This is a genomic window from Arthrobacter sp. R1-13, assembly GCF_054161475.1.
Genome location: NZ_CP096420.1, coordinates 3,305,401 through 3,328,232, shown reverse-complemented (window position 1 = coordinate 3,328,232; position 22,832 = coordinate 3,305,401). Strand labels below are relative to the sequence as shown.

The window sequence follows — 22,832 nt, the reverse complement described above, 5'->3', positions numbered from 1 at the left end:
CCCGTAAGCTTGAACTACCAAAGACCGTCGGTTGTTGGAATCCACTCTTTCAAACACAACTCACTTCTGCAGTTGTGGGCGGGAAGATCCAGTGGATTTTCAGACGAAGGACCCTGAACATAGGGCGGCCGGCGCAGGTGAACGAAGTGAAGTTCCGCAGTCTTCAGACTGCGTTGAGCCAAGCCCCGTGCATCTGCGCGGGGCGTTTTTAGTTTTAGCTCACTTGAGCGGGGACCGGGAATACCGGCACTATCCCCGGAAGGAGGGTTATGGCAACGCCTACAAAGGTTTCAGCAGTAGCTGAGATCACTAACGATTTCAAGGAATCGAACGCCGCTGTCCTGACCGAATACCGTGGGCTCACTGTTGCACAGCTCAAGCAGCTGCGTGTTTCCCTCGGCCAGGACACCAAGTTCTCGGTCGTCAAGAACACCCTCACCGCAATTGCAGCCAAGGAAGCTGGTGTCGAAGCATTCGACGGTCAGCTTGCCGGCCCTACTGCAATCGCATTCATCAAGGGTGACGCAGTTGCAGCGGCTAAGAGCCTGACGGATTTTGCCAAGACCAACAAGCAGCTGGTTATCAAGACCGGTTACTTCGAGGGCAGGAAGATGGATGCCAGCGAAGTTATCGCCCTGGCAGCCCTCGAGTCCCGTGAGCTGCAGCTCGCCCGTGTTGCAGGTGTCCTCAAGGCTCCTGCTGCCGCTGCTGCACGCATCATTGACGCTCTGCGCCTCAAGCTTGAAGAAGAGAACGGTGCTCCGGCTGTAGCCGAAGCTCCCGCCGCTGAAGAAGCACCCGCAGCCGAAGAAGCTCCGGCCGCTGAAGCAGAAGCTCCGGCTGAAGCTCCCGCAGCAGCCACCGAAGAGAACTAACTCTCTCACCACCAGACTCCGGTGTGAAGGCATGGCCATAGGCCGCTGATCACCACAACAGGAAGGACGCCAACCATGGCGAAGCTCACCAACGAAGAGCTCATTGAAGCTTTCAAGGAACTGACCATCATCGAGCTCTCCGAGTTCGTCAAGCTCTTCGAAGAGACCTTCGAAGTTACCGCTGCTGCTGTTGCCGTAGCCGGCCCCGCCGGTGGCGGCGCTGCTGCAGAGGAAGAGGAGAAGACGGCATTCGACGTCGTCCTCGAAGCTGCTGGCGACAAGAAGATCGCAGTGATCAAGGAAGTTCGCGCCATCACCTCCCTCGGCCTCAAGGAAGCCAAGGACTTGGTTGACAGCGCACCGAAGGCTGTTCTCGAGGGCGTCACGAAGGAAGCTGCCGAGAAGGCAGTTGCCCAGCTCGAAGAGGCTGGCGCACGCGTTACCCTCAAGTAATTCTGTGTCCGGCAGGCCGCACTTAAGCCCGCCGCTCGCTTCCGGGAGACCCCGTTCACTTAGTGGACGGGGTTTCCTGCTTAATCCCCGGGTTGAGAACGTGGGGACCCTAGACTGTGGCTTTACCGATTGTGGAAAGATCCCCGATCAGCAGAGCGCCCAGGAGCCCACTTCATGACAGATCCCGGTTCATCCATGTCCCGCCGCACAATGCTTGCCGCGGCCCTCGTCGGAGGAAGCGTTGCGGCCGCCTCGCTGGCAGGAGCCCCTGCGGCCCAGGCAAGACCCGGACTTCAGCCGGGCGGGAAGCGCTTCACCCTCACGGTGCTGGGTACCACGGACCTCCACAACAATGTCCTCAATTGGGACTACTACAAGGACGTGCCGTACACCGACTCCGCGGGCAACCGTATTGGTATTGCCCAGGCCTCTACCCTCATCAAGGCTATGCGGGCCGAGCGTGGAGCAGGGAACTGCCTCACCTTGGACGCCGGCGACACCATCCAGGGAACACCGCTGGCCTACTACTATGCCAGGGTTGAACCGGCTTCCGGAACAGTCAAGCATCCGATGGCGCTTGCCATGAATGAGGTGGGCTACGACGCCGTGGCCCTTGGCAATCATGAGTTCAATTACGGCATTCCGCTGCTCCGCACCTGGGAGAGCCAGCTGGACTTCCCGTTGCTGGGTGCAAACGTCCGTGACGTCACCACCGGCAGGCGTGCGTTCACTCCTTACATCCTCAAACGCATCGATACCGGGAACGGCTGGGTGACTGTCGGCCTGGTTGGATTGGTGACTCCAGGTTGTGCCCTCTGGGACCGCGACAACGTTCATGGCCGCCTCGATTTCAATGGAATCGTTGAGGAGGCAAAGCTGGTAATTCCGGAAGTCCGCGCGGCCGGAGCCGACGTGGTCATTGTTTCCAGCCATTCAGGAGCGACGCCGGGATCCTCCTACGGTGATGCCCTGCCTTTCCCGGAAAATGCTTCCACACAGCTGGCCGAAGAGGTGCCCGGCATCGATGCCATCCTCGTCGGCCATGCCCACGTCGAGATTGCCGAGCGGTTCGTTCTCAACAAAGCCACCGGAAAACAGGTTCTTCTCACGGAGCCCCTGAAATGGGGGATGCGCGTGTCGGTCATGGATCTTGTGCTGGCCAAGGAACGCGGCAGGTGGTCGGTCGCCTCAGCAAGCTCCCACCTGCTGGACGCCAAAACAGCGGAGGCGGATCCCGCCGTCGTAAGCGCAGTTCAAGCCGGCCACGAGGCAACCGTTAAGTACGTCAACACGGTCATCGGGACCTCGACGGCGGATCTGAACACGGCAACGGCATGCTGGTCCGATTCCCTTGCAATCGACGCCATCAACTACGTCCAGGCCACCACCATCAAAGCTGAACTTGCCGGCGGGCCGGCCGCACAGCTTCCGGTCCTTTCCATTGCGGCTCCCTTTTCCCGTACTGTCGACGTCAAGGCAGGGCCTCTGACCATCCGAGACGTGGCCGGTCTTTACATCTTCGACAACACCCTGCTCTCCATCAAGGTCAACGGGGCGTTGGTCAAGGACTACCTCGAATGGTCAGCCAGATACTTCAAGGCGGTAAGCACTGCATCAGTGGCGCCCCAGGACCTCACCAACGCCCCCACCTCCATGGCCCCGGCCGGCACGCCCGACTACAACTACGACGTCGTGTATGGCCTGGACGCACCGTTGACCTACGACATCGACGTCGCACTGCCGGTGGGGGAGCGCATCATCAACCTGAGCTACGGGGGCGAGCCGATCGGGCCTGGGCAAGAGTTCGCCCTGGCCATCAACAACTATCGCCAGAGCGGCGGCGGCAACTTCCCGGGCGTGAAAGAAGCACCTCTGCTTTCCAACAGCCAGCAGGAGATCCGGCAACGGATCATCGATTACGTCCTGGCCAGGGGCACTCTTGACGCTGCCGTGTTCAGTCAGCAGAACTGGAGGCTTGTGGTCAACGGGGAGCCACTAACAGTAACCGCCTAGGCTTCCTCGCTGATGTCCGCGACCACTGCTCCGAGGGCCGCGGTCAGGGCATCAGCGTCCACGAAAGCGCTGTACCCATGCTGTCCCGCACCTAGTGAGATCCTTCGGCCGGCGATGGACTGATCGGCAAAAACAGGCCAGGCAGTGGTGCTGCCGAGCGGTGTGATGGTCCCGCGCTCATATCCGGTCGCCTCGAAAGCGACGTCGGCAGCCGGCAGCGAAAGCTTGTTGACTCCCAACAGACTCCGGAGTTTGGGCCAGGAGATTTGACGGTCCCCTGGCACGAGGGCGAAGAAGAAGCTGCCGTCCTTGTGCTTGATCACCAGGGACTTCACAATATCTGACGGCCGGATCCCAAGGATGGCGGCCGCCTCCTCCAGGGTCTTAGCCGGGGGTCGCTCCACCAGTTGGATCTGCAACCCCCTGTCCGCAGCGTCGCTCAGGAAACGCTGCCGGCCTGTGGCCCCGCCGTCGTCGTCAGTCATTTACTTCTTTCGTTTGTGTCAGCGCCCTGGGGCAAGTCTCCAGGGTAGGTCTTCGTGCCGGATCCCCGGTGTCAGTCCCGGTAGAGCAGCAAGGCTTCGCCCTGGCCCCCGCCTCCGCAGAGTGAGACGGCCGCTTTGCCAGCGCCCCGCCTTTTCAGTTCATGTGCAGCATGAAGGGCAAGCCGTGCCCCTGATGCGCCGATCGGGTGGCCCAGTGCTATGGCGCCGCCGTGGAGGTTGCATTTCTCGAGCGGGTAGTCCAGATCCTTCAGGGACTGTACGGCAACTGACCCGAAGGCCTCATTGATCTCGATGAAATCAAGGTCGGCGGTGGTCCAGCCAGCCCGCTTAAGTGCATGCTGTACGGCGCTGGACGGCTGAGAGTGCAGGGAGTTGTCGGGGCCTGCCACCTGCCCGGGTTTGCCAACAACGGCAAGATATTCGAGGTTGTTGTCTGCTGCATATTTGCGGGAAGTGAGAACCAAAGCTGCTGCCCCGTCGGAAAGAGGGGAGGAGTTGCCCGCCGTGATGGTGCCGTCGGTGGCGAAAGCGGGCTTGAGGCCGGCAAGAGTCTCCAAGGTGGTGTTGGGCCGGACGCCTTCATCGGCGGTCAGGGTGAGCGGATCGCCCTTGCGCTGCTTGACGGTAATAGGCGCGATTTCCTGGTCAAACACTCCGTTCCCGGAAGCTGCTGCGGCACGCCTGTGCGACTCGACGGCGACGTTGTCCTGGGCGGTGCGGTCGATGCCTAGAACAACGTTTTTGGTTTCGGTGGAGAGCCCCATCGATTGCCCGTCAAAGGCGTCGGTGAGTCCATCATGTGCAGCAACGTCCAGCGCCTGGATGGCACCGTAGGTCCACCCCTGGCGTGAGCCGGGGAGGATGTGCGGCGCCCTCGTCATGGATTCCTGACCACCGGCGACGACGACGCTTGCATCACCGCCGCGGATCATCCGGGCAGCGTCGATGACGGCGGTCAGCCCCGAAAGGCAAACCTTGTTGATGGTGACAGTGGGAACGTTCCAGCCAATTCCCGCTCCGACGGCGCTCTGCCGTGCTGGGTTCTGTCCCGCACCGGCCTGCAGCACCTGTCCCATGATGACGGCTTCCACGCGGCCGGCGTCCAGGCCGCTGGCCGCAATAGCTGCCCTTATGGCGTGTGCACCAAGTTCGACGGCGGTGAAACCGGCCAGTTGTCCGTTGAGCCGGCCCTGTGGTGTCCGGGCGCCGGACAGGATGACAACGTCATTGTCGTCTGAGGAGTAAGTCATGGTGATCTTCCGTTCCTTTGACGTATGGACAGGCTAACCGAATGTGGACAGGCTATCCGAGCGGAACAGCCTGGGTTCCCGCTGCTTCTATGTTTAACGTTTCCACTACCCCTCAATTCCGTCCAGTTCACCATGGGTTCAGCGTGGGAGTATTCAAGGGGAGAAGCCCGGAATCTGTATGGATCCGGCGCCGATAGGTGCCCCCGGCAACAGTGCTTGCATTACGGCGGGAAGTGGGGTAGACACGTAGGCGGATTTGCCGTATTGTGGATATTTGCGTCTTCCCTGTTTACCTTCAGCCTTCATATAGCGGTGGGCTTTGTCTGGCAGCTGTTTCACGAACGCGCCGTCGACGACGGCACCCTCTTGAACAGCACGGGCCCCGGGTCATATAGCGGAACCGGACTGGTAGCACTGCGGAGAGTTCCGCAGGGTACATAGCGGGGAAGATCTGAATACGCCTGAAGGTCTGTGGAAGGATCCCTCTTGGTCGCCTCGAGCACCTCTAATGTAAATAACGCCGCAACCGCTATCAACGCCGACAGCACCGATGGTGCCACTCGCCGGCTCTCATTCGCAAAGATTCACGAACCGCTTGATGTTCCGAATCTGCTTGCCCTGCAGACGGACAGCTTTGACTGGCTGGTCGGCAACGAACGCTGGCAGGCACGCGTTGCGAAAGCTGTGGAAGAAGGCGACCTCAGCGTCGCCACCTCCTCCGGCCTCTCCGACATCTTCGAAGAGATCTCCCCTATCGAGGACTTCCAGGGCACCATGTCCCTGAGCTTCTCCGATCCGGAGTTCGCTGACCCGAAGTACACCATGGCTGAGTGCAAGGACCGGGACGCTACGTACTCGGCACCCCTGTACGTCAAGGCCGAATTCATGAACAACAACACGGGCGAAATTAAGCAGCAGACCGTGTTCATGGGTGACTTCCCGCTGATGACGGAGAAGGGAACATTCGTTGTCAACGGCACCGAACGTGTTGTTGTCTCCCAGTTGGTCCGCTCGCCGGGCGCCTACTTCGAGCGCACCGCTGACAAGACCAGTGACAAGGACATCTTCACTGCCAAAATCATCCCGTCCCGCGGTGCATGGTTTGAGCTCGAGATCGACAAGCGCGACCAGGTCGGCGTTCGCCTTGACCGCAAGCGCAAGCAGTCGGTCACGGTTCTGCTGAAGGCCCTGGGTTGGACCGAAGGCCAGATCCTCGAAGAGTTCGGCCAGTACGACTCCATGCGCGCAACGCTGGAGAAGGACGCCACGGAAACCCGTGAAGACGCCTTGCTGGATATCTACCGGAAGCTGCGACCAGGCGAGCCGCCCACAGTTGAGGCTGCCCAGTCGCTCCTGGACAACCTGTACTTCAACTCCAAGCGCTACGATCTGGCCAAGGTTGGCCGTTACAAGATCAACCGCAAGCTTGGCATCGACCGCTCCCTTGGCGACAAGGAAGCCTCGGTCCTGCACGTTGAAGACATCGTCGCAATGATCAAGTTCCTTGTGGCCCTGCACGCCGGCGAGAAAACCCTCATGGGCAAGCGCGACGGCCAGGATCACGAGCTGCGTGTTGAAATCGACGACATCGACCACTTCGGCAACCGTCGCATCCGCGCCGTTGGCGAGCTCATCGAGAACCAGGTCCGCACCGGCCTGTCCCGTATGGAGCGCGTCGTCCGCGAGCGTATGACCACCCAGGACGTCGAAGCGATCACGCCGCAGACCCTGATCAACATCCGCCCGGTTGTTGCAGCGATCAAGGAGTTCTTCGGAACTTCCCAGCTGTCACAGTTCATGGACCAGAACAACCCGCTTTCGGGTCTGACCCACAAGCGCCGTCTGTCTGCGCTTGGCCCGGGTGGTCTGTCCCGTGACCGTGCAGGCATGGAAGTCCGAGACGTTCACCCGTCCCACTACGGACGTATGTGCCCCATCGAAACTCCTGAAGGCCCCAACATTGGTCTGATCGGTTCGCTGGCTTCGTACGGACGGATCAACCCGTTCGGTTTCATCGAAACCCCGTACCGCCTTGTTGCCGATGGCGTCGTTTCCGATGAGGTCCAGTACCTCACCGCCGACGACGAAGCAGAGGTCCTGATCGCACAGGCCAACGCTCCGCTGGACTCCAACAAGAAGTTCGCCGAAGAGACCGTCCTGGTCCGCGCCCGTGGTGGTGGAGGCGAGCCCGTGCTGGTTCCCGCCGCCGACGTGCAGTTCATGGACGTTTCCCCGCGCCAGATGGTGTCCGTGGCTACCGCCCTGATCCCGTTCCTCGAGCACGACGACGCCAACCGCGCACTCATGGGTGCGAACATGCAGCGCCAGGCCGTGCCGCTGGTCCGTTCCGAGGCGCCCTTCGTGGGCACCGGCATGGAGCGTGCAGCAGCCGTCGACGCCGGTGACGTAGTCATCGCCAAGAAGGCAGGTGTTGTCACCGAGGTGTCCGCTGAACTCGTCATCATGCTTAACGACGACGGCACGGAAACCAACTACCGCATCAACAAGTTCGCGCGCTCCAACCAGGGCAACTGCTACAACCACCGCGTGTTGGTGAGCGAAGGCCAGCGCCTTGAGGTCGGCGGCATCATTGCTGACGGCCCGGCAACGGACCAGGGTGAGCTCGCCCTCGGTAAGAACCTCCTCGTGGCATTCATGTCATGGGAAGGCCACAACTTCGAGGACGCCATCATCCTGTCCCAGCGCATCGTCGCTGAGGATGTTCTCTCCTCCATCCACATCGAGGAGCACGAGATCGATGCCCGCGACACCAAGCTTGGTGCCGAGGAAATCACCCGTGACATCCCCAACGTCTCCGAGGAAGTCCTCGCAGGCCTGGACGAGCGTGGCATCATCCACATCGGTGCCGAGGTTGAAGCCGGCGACATCCTGGTCGGAAAGGTCACCCCTAAGGGTGAAACCGAACTGACCCCGGAAGAGCGCTTGCTGCGTGCCATCTTCGGTGAGAAGTCCCGCGAAGTGCGTGACACCTCCCTGAAGGTTCCCCACGGCGAGTCGGGAACCGTTATCGGTGTCCGCGTCTTCGACCGCGACAACGACGACGAACTGCCGCCGGGCGTTAACCAGCTGGTCCGCGTTTACGTGGCTGCCAAGCGCAAGATCACCGACGGCGACAAGCTCGCCGGCCGTCACGGCAACAAGGGCGTTATCTCCAAGATCCTTCCGGTCGAGGACATGCCCTTCCTTGCTGACGGCACCCCTGTCGACATCGTCCTGAACCCCCTGGGTGTTCCGGGTCGTATGAACGTCGGCCAGGTGCTGGAAACGCACCTTGGCTGGGTTGCCAAGACCGGTTGGAAGATTGAAGGCGAGCCCGAGTGGATGAAGCAGCTGCCGAACCTGCCGCGCGAAAGTGGCCAGACCACTGTCGCAACGCCGGTCTTCGACGGTGCGCGTGAAGAGGAAATCACGGGCCTCCTGGATTCCACCAACGTGACCCGCGACGGCGAACGCCTGATCAACTCCTCCGGCAAGACCCGCCTGTTTGACGGCCGCTCCGGCGAGCCGTTCCCGGATCCGATCTCGGTCGGCTACATGTACATCCTGAAGCTCCACCACCTGGTGGACGACAAGATCCACGCCCGCTCCACCGGCCCGTACTCCATGATCACGCAGCAGCCGCTGGGTGGTAAGGCTCAGTTCGGTGGCCAGCGCTTCGGTGAAATGGAAGTGTGGGCGCTCGAAGCCTATGGCGCCGCCTACACGCTCCAGGAGCTCCTCACGATCAAGTCGGATGACATCCATGGCCGTGTGAAGGTCTACGAAGCCATCGTCAAGGGCGAGAACATCCCCGAACCGGGCGTTCCTGAGTCCTTCAAGGTCTTGATCAAGGAAATGCAGTCGCTGTGCCTGAACGTGGAAGTACTTTCCACGGACGGAACCACAATTGAAATGCGTGACTCTGATGACGCAGTCTTCACGGCTGCGGAGGAACTGGGTATTGATCTGTCTCGTGCAGAGCCCAGTTCCGTAGAAGAGGTTTAGCAGGCGTCCGGGGAAGGCGGTTCGCTCAGCGGCGCCGCTTTTCCCGGATTCCTCCCTCTTTCCGTAACCAAGACTTCAGAATTTAGAGAACAAGAGAGAACAGGGACCATATGTCCAGCGAATCCTCCTTCGGCCTCATGCAAATCGGCCTCGCTACCGCGGAAGACATCCGCGGCTGGTCGTACGGCGAGGTTAAGAAGCCGGAAACCATCAACTACCGCACGCTCAAGCCCGAGAAGGACGGCCTCTTCTGCGAGAAGATCTTCGGCCCGTCCCGCGACTGGGAATGCTACTGCGGTAAGTACAAGCGCGTGCGCTTCAAGGGCATCATTTGTGAGCGGTGTGGCGTTGAAGTCACCCGCGCCAAGGTGCGCCGCGAACGCATGGGCCACATCGAGCTCGCCGCTCCGGTAACCCACATCTGGTACTTCAAGGGCGTTCCCTCCCGTCTGGGCTACCTCCTTGACCTGGCACCGAAGGACCTCGAAAAGGTCATCTACTTCGCTGCCTACATGATCACCAGTGTCGACGCCGAAAGCCGTCACGAGGAACTGCCCAACCTCCAGGTTGAGCACGACATCGAGAAGAAGCAGCTGGTTGACAACCGCGACTCCGACATCGCCACGATCGCCCGCGATCTCGAGAACGAGCTTGCCCGTCTCGAAGGCGAAGGCGCCAAGGCTGCCGACAAGAAGAAGGCCCGTGATTCCGCGGACCGTCAGATGGCCAACGTGCGTAAGCGCGCCGACGCCGAGATCGAGCGCCTGGAACAGGTTTGGGACCGCTTCAAGAACCTTAAGGTCGCTGACCTTGAAGGTGACGAGGGCCTGTACCGCGAACTGCGTGACCGTTACGGCATGTACTTCGAAGGCTCCATGGGTGCCGAAGCCATCAAGAAGCGTCTTGAGAACTTCGACATGCAGGCTGAGTCCGACCTCCTGCGCGATGTCATTGCCAACGGCAAGGGCCAGCGCAAGACCCGTGCCCTGAAGCGCCTGAAGGTGGTCAACGCATTCCTGACCACGAACAACAGCCCGCTCGGCATGGTGCTGGACGCCGTCCCGGTGATCCCGCCGGAACTGCGCCCGATGGTCCAGCTGGATGGTGGCCGCTTCGCGACCTCCGACCTCAACGACCTCTACCGCCGTGTGATCAACCGCAACAACCGACTCAAGCGACTGCTTGACCTGGGTGCTCCGGAGATCATCGTCAACAACGAGAAGCGCATGCTTCAGGAAGCTGTTGACAGCCTCTTCGATAACGGCCGCCGCGGCCGTCCGGTCACCGGACCGGGCAACCGTCCGCTGAAGTCCCTGAGCGACATGCTCAAGGGCAAGCAGGGCCGTTTCCGTCAGAACCTCCTGGGTAAGCGTGTTGACTACTCGGGCCGTTCCGTCATCGTCGTCGGCCCCCAGCTGAAGCTGCACCAGTGTGGTCTGCCCAAGCAGATGGCCCTGGAACTCTTCAAGCCGTTCGTGATGAAGCGCCTGGTTGACCTCAACCACGCGCAGAACATCAAGTCGGCCAAGCGGATGGTTGAGCGTTACCGTCCGCAGGTCTGGGACGTTCTCGAAGAGATCATCACCGAGCACCCTGTGCTGCTGAACCGTGCACCTACCCTGCACCGTCTTGGCATCCAGGCCTTCGAGCCGCAGCTTGTTGAAGGTAAGGCAATCCAGCTTCACCCGCTGGTTTGTGGCGCCTTCAACGCTGACTTCGACGGCGACCAGATGGCAGTCCACCTGCCGCTGAGCCCCGAAGCCCAGGCTGAAGCACGCATCCTGATGCTGTCCTCGAACAACATCCTGAAGCCGTCCGACGGCCGTCCGGTGACCCTGCCTTCGCAGGATATGATCATCGGCCTCTACCACCTGACCACCAAGCGCATTGGTTCAGCTGGCGAGGGCCGCGTGTTCGGTTCAGTCGCGGAAGCCATCATGGCCTACGATCTCCACGAGCTGCACCTGAACTCCAAGGTCAAGATCCGGCTCGAGGGCTTTGTCCCTTACGCCGGCTGGGAAGCTCCTGAAGACTGGGAGCCGGGTCAGACCGCGCTGGTTGAGACCTCACTCGGACAGGTCCTCTTCAACGAGACCCTGCCTGAGGACTACCCGTGGGTTGAGGACGTTGCCGACAAGGGCGAACTGTCCCGGATCGTCAATGACCTTGCCGAGCGCTACCCGAAGGTGGTTACAGCCGCAACGCTGGACAACCTGAAGGATGCCGGTTTCTACTGGGCCACCCGTTCAGGCGTCACCGTGGCTATCTCGGACATCGAGGTGCCCAAGGACAAGCCCGTGATCCTCGCCGGTTACGAGACCATGGCTGCCAAGATCCAGGGCCAGTACGACAAGGGCCTGATCGACGACGACGAGCGTCGCCAGGAACTGATCGAGATCTGGAACAAGGCAACCAACGAGATCGCCCAGGCGATGCGTGACAGCCTCTCCCCGATGAACACCATCAACCGCATGGTGTCCTCCGGTGCACGTGGTAACTGGATGCAGGTCCGTCAGATCGCGGGTATCCGTGGTCTGGTGGCCAACCCGAAGGGTGAAATCATCCCACGTCCGATCAAGTCCTCCTACCGCGAGGGCCTGTCGGTGCTGGAATACTTCATCGCTACGCACGGTGCCCGTAAGGGTCTGGCTGACACCGCGCTGCGTACCGCCAACTCGGGTTACCTGACCCGTCGTCTGGTGGACGTCTCGCAGGACGTCATCGTCCGCGAAGAGGACTGTGGCACCGAGCGTGGTCTGGTCACTCCGATCGCCGTGGCTGACGCCAACGGTGAGCTGACCCTGGACGAGAACGTCGAGAACAGCGCCTACGCACGTACCCTGGCAGTCGACGTCGTCGACTCCAAGGGCAAGGTGCTGGCTGCCGCCGGCACCGACTGCGGTGACGTTGTTATCGCCGAACTGTTCGCAGCCGGCATCACCGAGGTCAAGGTCCGCTCTGTTCTCACCTGTGAGTCCAGCGTCGGTACCTGCGCCCTGTGCTACGGCCGTTCGCTGGCCACTGGCAAGACCGTTGACATCGGTGAGGCTGTTGGCATTATTGCCGCCCAGTCCATCGGTGAGCCCGGTACCCAGCTGACCATGCGTACGTTCCACACCGGTGGTGCCGTTTCGGCCAGCGGTGGCGACGACATCACCCAGGGTCTGCCCCGTATCCAGGAGCTCTTCGAAGCCCGTACCCCGAAGGGTGTTGCACCGATTGCTGAAGCAGCCGGCCGCATCACCATTGAAGAGTCCGAGCGTCAGATGCGCCTCGTCATCACCCCTGATGACGGCACGGAAGAGATCGCCTACCCGGTACTGCGCCGTTCACGTCTCCTGATCGAAGACGGCCAGCACGTCACAGTCGGCCAGAAGCTGATCAACGGTCCGGTCGATCCCAAGCAGGTTCTGCGCATCATGGGTCCCCGTGCTGCTCAGAAGTTCCTGGTTGACGAGGTCCAGGGCGTGTACCGCAGCCAGGGCATCGGTATCCACGACAAGCACGTCGAGGTTATCGTCCGCCAGATGCTGCGCCGCGTCACGGTCATTGAGTCCGGCGAATCAGATCTGCTTCCGGGCGAGTTGGCTGAGCGCAGCCGCTTCGAGGACGCCAACCGCCGCGTTGTATCCGAGGGCAAGACGCCGGCTTCCGGTCGTCCTGAACTGATGGGTATCACCAAGGCGTCGCTGGCAACCGAGTCGTGGCTGTCCGCTGCTTCCTTCCAGGAGACAACCCGCGTCCTGACGCAGGCGGCCATGGAAGGCAAGAGCGACCCGCTGCTCGGCCTCAAGGAGAACGTCATCATCGGTAAGCTCATCCCGGCCGGCACGGGTCTCCCGCGCTACACCGAGGTGACCGTCGAACCGACCGAGGAAGCAAAGGCCAACCTCTTCACCGGCCCTAGCGCCTTCAGCGATTTCTCCTACGACTCGCTGGGTGGTGACGGAGCTCCCGAGTTCCACGCCATCCCGCTGGATGACTACGACCTCGGCAGCGACTTCCGCTAAGAGTCAGTCTGTTCACGTCTGAGAAAGGGATGGTCCCGCACCGCGAGGTGGGGGACCATCCCCGTTTAATGCGTGCGGAGGGGGCCTGCATCGGGCCGATTAAGGTCTGCTGGCCGTCCGTGTTAGACTGGGTACCAATTGTTATTGTGGCAGTGGATGAGTGCGCCGATACAGCTGAAAGGCTGAATCAGAGCGACGTTTCCGGTTTGCAGGGTTCTTGTGCAACGTATGCCACATTTTTGCATGCCTAGGGACCTTTGATGACGCGAGTCGGTCGTTCCCTATGTCTGCGATCAGACTATTAAGGCTTCGCCTCAGCTGCTCTGGAGACTTCTTCAAAGCTCGGGCGGCGGGGCAAAGCAACAGGAGAGCGCGCTGTCAGCGGCCGCTCCGGATAAAACGGAGAACACGAAAGTGCCTACGATTAACCAGTTGGTCCGTAAGGGCCGCACGCCGAAGGTCTCAAAGACCAAGGCCCCCGCGCTTAAGGGCAGCCCGATGCGCCGTGGTGTCTGCACCCGCGTTTACACCACCACCCCGAAGAAGCCGAACTCGGCTCTGCGTAAGGTTGCGCGTGTACGCCTCAACGGTGGCGTTGAAGTTACCGCCTACATCCCCGGTGTAGGCCACAACCTCCAGGAGCACTCCATTGTGCTCGTCCGCGGCGGTCGCGTGAAGGACCTCCCGGGTGTCCGTTACAAGATCGTCCGTGGTGCCCTCGATACCCAGGGTGTCAAGAACCGTAAGCAGGCCCGCAGCCGCTACGGCGCAAAGATGGAGAAGAAGTAATATGCCTCGCAAGGGTCCGGCCCCCAAGCGGCCGCTCGTACTAGATCCCGTTTACGGCTCCCCGTTGGTCACTCAGCTGATCAACAAGGTCCTGGTTGACGGCAAGAAGTCCACCGCAGAGCGCATCGTTTACGGTGCCCTCGAAGGTGCCCGTGCCAAGTCCGGCGGAGACCCGGTTGCAGCCCTCAAGAAGGCCATGGAGAACGTCAAGCCTTCCCTCGAGGTCCGCTCCCGCCGCGTCGGTGGCGCCACCTACCAGGTTCCCGTTGAGGTCAAGCCTGGCCGCTCCACCGCCCTCGCCCTCCGCTGGCTCGTTGGTTACTCCAAGGCCCGCCGGGAAAAGACCATGACCGAGCGCCTCCAGAACGAAATCCTGGATGCCTCCAATGGTCTCGGTGCCGCTGTGAAGCGTCGCGAAGACACCCACAAGATGGCCGAGTCGAACAAGGCCTTCGCACACTACCGCTGGTAATACTTCCCGAACGCCGCCGGCTCGCTGAGCCGGCGGCGAACGTGTAGTCCATCCGAAAGGGAGACACCGTGGCACAGGACGTGCTTACCGACCTTAGTAAGGTCAGAAACATCGGCATCATGGCCCACATTGATGCCGGCAAGACCACCACCACCGAGCGCATTCTGTTCTACACAGGTGTGAACCACAAGATCGGCGAAACGCACGACGGCGCTTCGACCACCGACTGGATGGAACAGGAAAAGGAACGCGGCATCACCATCACGTCTGCCGCCGTGACCTGCTTCTGGGAAAACAACCAGATCAACATCATTGACACCCCCGGCCACGTGGACTTCACCGTTGAGGTTGAGCGCTCCCTGCGCGTCCTCGATGGTGCCGTTGCCGTGTTCGACGGCAAGGAAGGTGTGGAGCCGCAGTCCGAGACTGTCTGGCGCCAGGCTGACAAGTACAACGTTCCGCGTATCTGCTTCGTCAACAAGATGGACAAGCTGGGCGCTGACTTCTACTTCACCGTCGACACCATCATCAGCCGCCTCGGTGCCAAGCCGCTCGTGATGCAGCTGCCCATCGGTGCCGAGAACGACTTCATCGGCGTCGTGGACCTCCTGTACATGCGTGCACTGGTCTGGCCCGGCGACTCCAAGGGTGACGTCACCATGGGTGCCAAGTACGAGGTCCAGGAGATCCCCGCCGATCTTCGCGAAAAGGCCGAGGAGTACCGCGCAACTCTCGTTGAGACCGTTGCAGAGGCTACCGAGGAACTCATGGAGAAGTACCTCGAGGGCGAAGAGCTGACCATTGACGAGCTCAAGGCCGGCATCCGCAAGATGACCATCAACTCCGAGATCTACCCGGTGTTCTGTGGTTCAGCGTTCAAGAACCGCGGCGTACAGCCGATGCTCGACGCTGTTGTGGACTACCTGCCGAACCCGCTCGACGTCCCGCCGATGATCGGTCACGATCCCCGCGACGAAGAGAAGGAACTGACTCGTAAGCCTTCCTCCGAGGAGCCGTTCTCGGCTCTCGCGTTCAAGATTGCCGCCCACCCGTTCTTCGGGCAGCTCACCTTCATCCGCGTGTACTCCGGTCACGTTGAAGCAGGTGCCCAGGTGGTCAACTCCACCAAGGGTAAGAAGGAGCGCATCGGCAAGCTGTTCCAGATGCACGCCAACAAGGAAATGCCCGTCGAGGGCGCTACTGCCGGCCACATCTATGCAGCGATCGGCCTGAAGGACACCACTACTGGCGACACCCTGTGTGACTCCGGCAACCAGATCGTCCTTGAGTCCATGAGCTTCCCGGAGCCCGTGATCTCTGTTGCGATCGAGCCGAACACCAAGGGTGACCAGGAGAAGCTCTCCACGGCTATCCAGAAGCTCTCGGCTGAGGACCCGACCTTCCAGGTCTCCCTCAACGAGGACACCGGGCAGACCATCATCGCCGGTATGGGCGAGCTCCACCTGGACATCCTGGTGGACCGCATGCGCCGCGAATTCAAGGTCGAGGCAAACGTTGGCAAGCCGCAGGTTGCTTACCGCGAAACCATCAAGCGTGCTGTTGAGCGTCACGACTACACGCACAAGAAGCAGACCGGTGGTTCCGGCCAGTTCGCAAAGATCCAGATTGCGATCGCACCCCTGGACACGTCCGAGGGCGAAATGTACGAGTTCGAGAACAAGGTCACCGGTGGCCGTGTTCCCCGCGAGTACATTCCGTCGGTTGACGCCGGTATCCAGGATGCACTGAACGACGGCGTCCTGGCCGGTTACCCGGTCGTCGGCATCAAGGCCACGCTGATTGATGGCGCGTACCACGATGTTGACTCCTCGGAAATGGCGTTCAAGATCGCCGGACGTATGGCTTTCAAGGAAGCCGCACGTAAGGCGAATCCTGTTCTGCTTGAACCGCTGATGGATGTCGAGGTCCGCACCCCTGAGGAATACATGGGTGAAGTTATCGGTGACCTCAACTCCCGCCGTGGCCAGATGCAGTCCATGGAAGATGCCCAGGGCGTCAAGGTTATTCGTGCACACGTTCCGCTGTCCGGCATGTTCGGCTACATCGGTGACCTGCGTTCGAAGACCCAGGGCCGCGCTGTGTACTCCATGACGTTCAACAGCTACGCCGAGGTCCCGAAGGCAGTTGCCGACGAGATCATCCAGAAGACCCGCGGCGAATAGTCCTGGCGACTGTTCCAGCGACAAACTCGGGTGCGTTTCCGATCTCCGGAAATTCGCCTGGTGCAGGTGGCCGTGGCCAGGTTAGATGCAGCCTGGTCAAGCCGGGCCCGGCCATCTGCGCGAACAGGCTCTAGGGACTAGTATTAGTTCCTGAATCTGCAATTTCACCAATCCAAAGCCCCCAAGTAGACTTACCGGAGTTTCTGCCGCGACAAGCGCGGTTGAAGGGTAAGTCATTTGAAAACGTTCTAGGAGGAACCTGTGGCAAAGGCAAAGTTCGAGCGGACTAAGCCGCACGTTAACATCGGTACCATTGGTCACGTTGACCACGGTAAGACGACGTTGACGGCCGCCATTTCCAAGGTGCTGTATGACAAGTACCCGACTCTCAACGAGCAGCGCGACTTCGCGTCTATTGACTCTGCTCCCGAAGAGCGTCAGCGCGGCATTACCATCAACATCTCCCACGTTGAGTACCAGACCGAAAAGCGCCACTACGCACACGTAGACGCTCCGGGTCACGCTGACTACATCAAGAACATGATCACCGGTGCTGCACAGATGGACGGTGCAATCCTCGTGGTTGCCGCCACTGACGGCCCGATGGCTCAGACCCGCGAGCACGTTCTGCTTGCCCGCCAGGTTGGCGTTCCCTACCTGCTGGTCGCGCTGAACAAGTCGGACATGGTTGACGACGAAGAGCTGCTGGACCTCGTTGAAATGGAAGTTCGTGAGCTGCTCAGCGCACAGGGCTTCGATGGCGACGACGCTCCCGTAGTTCGCGTTTCCGGCCTGAAGGCTCTCGAAGGCGACCCCGTTTGGGTCAAGTCCGTCGAGGACCTCATGGAAGCTGTCGACGAGTCCGTTCCGGACCCCGTACGTGACCGTGACAAGCCGTTCCTGATGCCGATCGAAGACGTCTTCACGATCACCGGTCGTGGAACCGTTGTTACGGGCCGCGCCGAGCGTGGCACCCTGGCAATCAACTCTGAGGTCGAGATCGTCGGTATCCGCCCGATTCAGAAGACCACCGTTACCGGTATCGAGATGTTCCACAAGCAGCTCGACGAAGCATGGGCCGGCGAGAACTGTGGCCTCCTGCTCCGCGGTCTGAAGCGTGATGACGTAGAGCGTGGCCAGGTTGTCGTCAAGCCGGGTTCCATCACCCCGCACACCGACTTCGAGGCTAACGTCTACATCCTCTCCAAGGACGAAGGCGGACGTCACAACCCGTTCTACTCCAACTACCGCCCGCAGTTCTACTTCCGCACCACGGACGTAACCGGCGTTATCACCCTGCCGGAAGGCACGGAAATGGTTATGCCTGGCGACAACACTGAGATGACCGTTGCGCTCATCCAGCCCATCGCCATGGAAGAGGGCCTCGGCTTCGCAATCCGCGAAGGCGGCCGCACCGTTGGTTCAGGACGCGTTACCAAGATCATCAAGTAGTTCTTGCTGATCGTGGATCGGGTGCCCTTGTAAGGGCTCTCGTGAACTTTGAAAGGCCCCGCTGCTGGTGCAGCGGGGCCTTTCTTTGCTAATATTAATCAATTCAATGGATTTATTGCAGCAGGGCAGTGCACTGATCCCTCCAGCTCCCCGGAATGCCCACAGGAAGGTCACGTCATGTCGATGGCATACCAGATCATCGAATTCCTCCTGATAGGGGGAGCGTTTCTGCTGATTGGCTTCCTGTGGGGACGAAAAGCAGGCAACAAAAACGCTGTGGAAGCCCCGCGGCAACTTCCCCAGCACGCGGAGTTGCCAGGAGCCGGGTCCTTCCAGGCAGGCTTTCAGGCCGGACATCTCCAAGGCTGGCGGGATGCGATTGCACAAGCATCGGCTCCAGCGGCCGCACCTCGCCCACTTGAGGTGCGGCCCTCATCCGAGCGGGCACGGCGGGACCTGGCAGAAGATGGCTTCATCTTCCATCCAGAATCAATCAACACCGGCAATTTCCCGCACGCAGGCAGTCCCTTCGTGAGCGAGCAGGACCGTCCATGGATACCCTTAGCTGGTCCAGTTCGACACCAGTCGACGGCGGCGCCCGCACCGGCGCTGCCCTCGTCCGTAACTGCCTCTGCGACTTCTAACCCGGCTTTGCCACAGCCGCCTTTCGCGCCGCCTCAGCAGCCATGGCCGAGTCCTCAGGAATCTGAGGAGGAGCGGCGGGTGCGTAAGGAGAAACGGGACCGCCAAAACATCAACATCACGCTGTACATTGCGAGCCTCCTCCTTGTTGCCGCGGGCGCGTTATTCCTGGGCACCAATCTCCCGACGCTTCTGAAGTTTGCGGGCGTTTGTGGCATTACGGCCCTCTTCTACACTGCGGGATTCGTGCTGCACCAAAAGGTTCCCAGACTGCGCCCTGCTGCCGTCGCCTTTGCCGGAACCGGCCTTGCTCTTATCCCCGTGGTGGGCCTGGCCTTGTACAACTTTGCGCTGCAGGATGGGCCAATTGCTTGGCTGACGACGTCATTGCTGGGCCTCGCCGCCTACTCGTTTGCTGCCGTCAGGCTGGAAAGCCGTGTTCTTGCATACCTGTCGCTGACCTTCGTGATCTCCAGCACCTGGTCAGGGGTATCCGTTTTGGGCGGGGCCTTGGTCTGGTATTTCACGGCAATGATCGGCCTGGCGGTGCTCCTGACGCTTGTGACCGCGGTTCGTCCGCGGTGGCTTCCCCCGCTTTATATAAGGCCGCTGATCCAGTTACATCCGCTGGTGGTTCCGGCTGTTGCTGTATCCGTTACCTCGGTTCCGATCCTGTTCACCAAAGCCGAATACGCTCTGGTGATGTTTCTCTGCGGCTTGTATCTGGCCGTGGTGGCCGCCGTTCCGGGTCGCTTCAGGCTCCTGAACTTCTATGGCGCGCGGGCAGCGCTCACCATTGCAGGTGCGGCCATCGTCTGGGAGCTGACGGATCGGCCTTCCTCTACGGCCCTTGCGATGTCCGCTTTGCTGGCAATTCAGGCTCTGGCCGTGGGATTTGCCCGTCAGCGCATGACGCAATGGCTCGCAGGGGATACCAGGCGTTGGAACCGGGACGCCGCAGCCACATTCACTCTCCAGCTCGTTGGCTCGTGGGCCTGGATTATTTGGGCCGGATTCGAAGCGGGTTACAGTCCGCCTGCTCTGCCCGTCTTGCTTCCCTTGCTGGCTACGCTGCTGATCGGAATGACACTGGCGGTCCGGCTGCTCGGAGTAGCCGAATGGATGCCGGTGGCGACGATCATGGCTGCCGCATCTGTAAGCCCCCTCTTGGGAGAGTGGCAGCTGGCTATCTTCCTCATCCTCACAGTCCTGTTCTGGCTGGCCAGGGCGGCGCGGCCTGGAGCCGGACGCGGCTACTTTGTGCTCGGCGCCCGTATCGCCAGTACATTGGCTGTCCCGCTCGTGGTGTTTGAGGTGATGGGGGAGTCATCCCAGCGCATCGTCGGAGCTCTGCTGGCCTTCATCCTTACCCTCGTGGTGCAGCAACTGGTCTCGGCCGGATTGCTAAAAGACGGTGTTCCCACAGTTGCCCCCGGTTCCACGCTTGCAGGCAGTGCGGTTGCCGCGTTACTTGCTGTGATCGCGATGCCGTCTTTCGATGACAGTGCGGGCAAGGCCCTCACGGGTACTGTACTCCTCGTTCAACTTGGGGCAGCCCTCCTCATCGGCTGGCTCCTGTTGTTGAACGGCCCTCTTCCAGCAGCGCCAGACCAGGAAAATGAAGGAAGCCGCGGGCGGTGGATCCCCACAGTAGGCGAGCTGATGCCACTGGTGGCTTCCGTCATTCTTGTGCCGCTGGCCTTTAACCAGGTGTCCTTGTCAGTGGGAAACATGGCGCTGCTTCTGACGGCGGCCTATTTGGCGGCATCTGGCGCCAGGCTTTCCGCCATTCAGCATCGCTGGACCTATTGGTGGATGGCCCGCGGCATGTTCGCTGTTCTGGGCCTGACTGTTTTTGAGCAGATCACGGATGCGGCAGGGCCTTTGATTTTCGCCGGTGAAAGCATTACCCCGTCCCTCGTGGCTGTCCTTGTGCTGGGGGCGCAGCTGGTTTTTCCCTTGGCGTCCTGGCACTTATCACCCAAGCGGGCACCCGGGCATGGGGTCGTGGTGGCAGATGTCGCTGTGGTCTTGGGGCTGCAAGCCATTGCCGTGCTGCTGCTGGGATCGTCAGCGGACAATTCGGGCACTGGCTGGCCGGGTACTCTCTGCGCTGTTGTGCTCGCGGTGAGTGCTGCAAGCTCGGGGTTCGTTCTGCGCGGGAACGTGCCGGCCGCATCCCTTGCTCCGCTGGTTTTGGCCTTTCTGCTGGTTGTCCGCGGCGACAAGCTCCTGGATGTTGAACTCATCCTGGGAATCCTTACGGTCTACAGCACGGCCATGGTTATGGTGAGCGAAGGAAACCGGACCAAGGGCGCCTATTTCCTCGGAGTACGAGTACTGTCCGCTGCGTTGGTCGTCGTACTGGTCTCTGACGTCACAGGTTCTGCCTCGGCGGTAGCCGTGTCACTTGCCCTCGTTCTTGCCGCCCAGCATGCGGTTCGATGGCTGGTGCGGAACCGGCTGGTGGAGATTTCTTACCAGCAGGCTGCCGTTTGGGCCACCTTGGCTGTTCAGGCAGCGCTGCCGATTCACGCCATACTACTGGGACGGCTTTCCTCCGGGCAGGATGCTGGAAGCCTGCGCTGGGTGGTTCTCTTGGAACTGGTGCTGCTGCTGGCCTCGGCGGTCATTGCCAGCCGCTCCTTCAAGGCCAGTGGCGCCATCTACTTGACTGTCTACGCCGCTGTCTTCGGTGTGATGGCTCTCGGGCCGCTGCTTCGCTCAGGGGCAGGGCCGGAACAGCAGGCCGTTTTCCTGGCAGCCCCCGTATTGAATCACGACGGCGTTGCCTTGGTACTGCTCGCTCTCTCGCTTGCAGGTGCTGCTTTCGGCATCGTCAGCCGACGACCTCATCTTGCGGCCGGCAAAACCAGCCGGAGTGGGGCCGCCTACAGCCACCGGCCGATTCCAGATATCGAAGACCGGCTTTGGCTGGCAGCTGCTGGCTCCGCGGCAGTCACGGCTTATGCGGTGTCGCCGTTGGCTGCCGATTGGATTGCCGGCATGTCCATCCTTGTTGTTTCCGTTGTCTGTTTTGTGGCGTCCCATCTTGAACGGATCGGGGCTTTGTACCCGCCGGCCGCGGTTGCCGCGCTGGTTGGTGCTAACGTGACTGCCTTCAACATGGTTTCTGTCGGAGACGAACCTTGGGGCAGCTATCTTCCGTGGCTGGCAGGATGTGGACTTGTTGCCGTAGTCATGTACCTCGGACGGTGGGTCAACCACCAGCAGCTCGCGGCCGACCCCGTGCGGCGCTGGTCATTGGCCGCGGGAGGAATCGCCGGCCTGGCTGTTGTAGCAGCAGCAGGGATGGGTGAAGATGCAACTGCCGGAGCTTCGGCGGCTCTGGTGGCAGCCGTGTCCCTCGCCTGCTGGTTGGAGGCACCTGAGAGGAACCGGCGGCTGGCAGCCGAACTTGGCGCCCTCGCAGTTACCGCGTCCATCCAACGTGCAGTTCTGTTCAATGGCGGGCAAGGTCAGGGACCGGATCCGTTCTGGGCAGCCCAGTGGTTCGTGATTCTGGCCGCCCTGCTCGCTGCGTTGAGGTTCATGGCTGGCCAAACCATGCCGGCCCGAGTAATTCTGGGCGCGGGAGCGGCGCTGTTGTCGGCAAGTGGTGTCGCCATAGTTTTTGGTGGTACTCAGAGCCAGCAGCTCTGGGTGCTGGTGCTTCTGGCTATCCTGCTGCTGGTCGGTGCGGCCCGTAACGAAACTCTCTTCGTCTGGTGGGGAGCGGCGGGCGTCACGCTCTGCCTGATGTGGGCGATGCGTCAGTACACTTTTGCTCTTCTGGCGCTCATGGCCGTCGCCCTCATCATCTTTGCGGTGTGGCGGCTGAACCGGACGAAACCAGCAGCGGCTGATTCTTCGGGGACGTCCGGAGCCTTTGGAATTTCGCCTCCCGGCACGCCGGAGGGGTTCCAGCCACCCACCGCGTCCGGCACTCCCGAACGGGCGCAAAACGGCAAAGAACCTGTCGGTGGCCCCTGATAGTGTTGATTTCGACGAGAGGAGCCGGCATGGGTTGGCTGATATTCCTGGTGGTAGCTGTAGTTGTTGTAGCCGGAGTCTTTTGGGCGAAAAACCACTTCCGCCAAGAGATTGATCGCGTAAAACGTATCAACAGGGCAAACAAGAACAAGTAGCCCAATTAATTGAGGCGAACCTGCGCTGGGCGCT

The 22,832-nt window shown here is 60.9% G+C and carries 12 protein-coding genes; 10 read left to right on the top strand and 2 right to left on the bottom strand.

All coding sequences use genetic code 11. The annotated features are described in order from the left end of the window. Positions 1-269: 269 nt before the first annotated feature. The 3 genes from rplJ (at position 270) to M1D88_RS15350 (ending at position 3,341) form a co-directional block, all read left to right on the top strand. Positions 270-875: a 50S ribosomal protein L10 gene (rplJ, locus tag M1D88_RS15360; protein ID WP_247041866.1), complete on the top strand. Its 606-nt coding sequence runs from the start codon at positions 270-272 to the stop codon at positions 873-875. Positions 876-950: 75 nt separating this feature from the next. Continuing rightward, entirely contained in the window at positions 951-1,328 is a 378-nt protein-coding gene (gene rplL, locus M1D88_RS15355; protein WP_309108164.1) for a 50S ribosomal protein L7/L12, read from the top strand. A 174-nt stretch (positions 1,329-1,502) separates the two neighbouring features. Next, on the top strand, positions 1,503-3,341 hold the full coding sequence (locus M1D88_RS15350) for a 5'-nucleotidase C-terminal domain-containing protein (RefSeq protein ID WP_458111623.1): 1,839 nt from the start codon (positions 1,503-1,505) through the stop codon (positions 3,339-3,341). Here M1D88_RS15350 and M1D88_RS15345 read toward each other — a convergent pair. Then, positions 3,338-3,826: an aminoacyl-tRNA deacylase gene (locus M1D88_RS15345; RefSeq protein WP_458111622.1), complete on the bottom strand. Its 489-nt coding sequence runs from the start codon at positions 3,824-3,826 to the stop codon at positions 3,338-3,340. The two genes, M1D88_RS15350 and M1D88_RS15345, sit on opposite strands and share 4 nt — an antisense overlap. A 71-nt stretch (positions 3,827-3,897) precedes the next feature. Further along, positions 3,898-5,097, bottom strand: a complete 1,200-nt coding sequence (locus M1D88_RS15340) for an acetyl-CoA C-acetyltransferase (protein ID WP_458111621.1) — start codon at positions 5,095-5,097, stop codon at positions 3,898-3,900. Positions 5,098-5,583: 486 nt separating this feature from the next. Here M1D88_RS15340 and rpoB point away from each other — a divergent pair, with 486 nt between their 5' ends. From rpoB to M1D88_RS15305, 7 genes are all read left to right on the top strand, one after another. After that, entirely contained in the window at positions 5,584-9,102 is a 3,519-nt protein-coding gene (rpoB, locus tag M1D88_RS15335) for a DNA-directed RNA polymerase subunit beta (RefSeq protein WP_458111620.1), read from the top strand. Positions 9,103-9,212: 110 nt separating this feature from the next. After that, positions 9,213-13,112, top strand: a complete 3,900-nt coding sequence (locus M1D88_RS15330; protein ID WP_458111619.1) for a DNA-directed RNA polymerase subunit beta' — start codon at positions 9,213-9,215, stop codon at positions 13,110-13,112. A gap of 414 nt (positions 13,113-13,526) precedes the next feature. Further along, positions 13,527-13,901, top strand: a complete 375-nt coding sequence (gene rpsL, locus M1D88_RS15325) for a 30S ribosomal protein S12 (protein ID WP_009358312.1) — start codon at positions 13,527-13,529, stop codon at positions 13,899-13,901. A gap of 1 nt (position 13,902) precedes the next feature. Then, on the top strand, positions 13,903-14,373 hold the full coding sequence (gene rpsG / locus M1D88_RS15320) for a 30S ribosomal protein S7 (RefSeq protein WP_011692813.1): 471 nt from the start codon (positions 13,903-13,905) through the stop codon (positions 14,371-14,373). Between the two features lie 68 nt (positions 14,374-14,441). After that, positions 14,442-16,556: an elongation factor G gene (fusA, locus tag M1D88_RS15315; protein ID WP_458111618.1), complete on the top strand. Its 2,115-nt coding sequence runs from the start codon at positions 14,442-14,444 to the stop codon at positions 16,554-16,556. Between the two features lie 261 nt (positions 16,557-16,817). Then, positions 16,818-18,008 (top strand): elongation factor Tu, encoded by a 1,191-nt coding sequence (tuf, locus tag M1D88_RS15310; RefSeq protein WP_247041846.1) that lies wholly within the window; start codon positions 16,818-16,820, stop codon positions 18,006-18,008. A 723-nt stretch (positions 18,009-18,731) separates the two neighbouring features. Further along, entirely contained in the window at positions 18,732-22,643 is a 3,912-nt protein-coding gene (locus tag M1D88_RS15305) for a hypothetical protein (RefSeq protein WP_458111617.1), read from the top strand. Positions 22,644-22,832 lie beyond the last annotated feature (189 nt).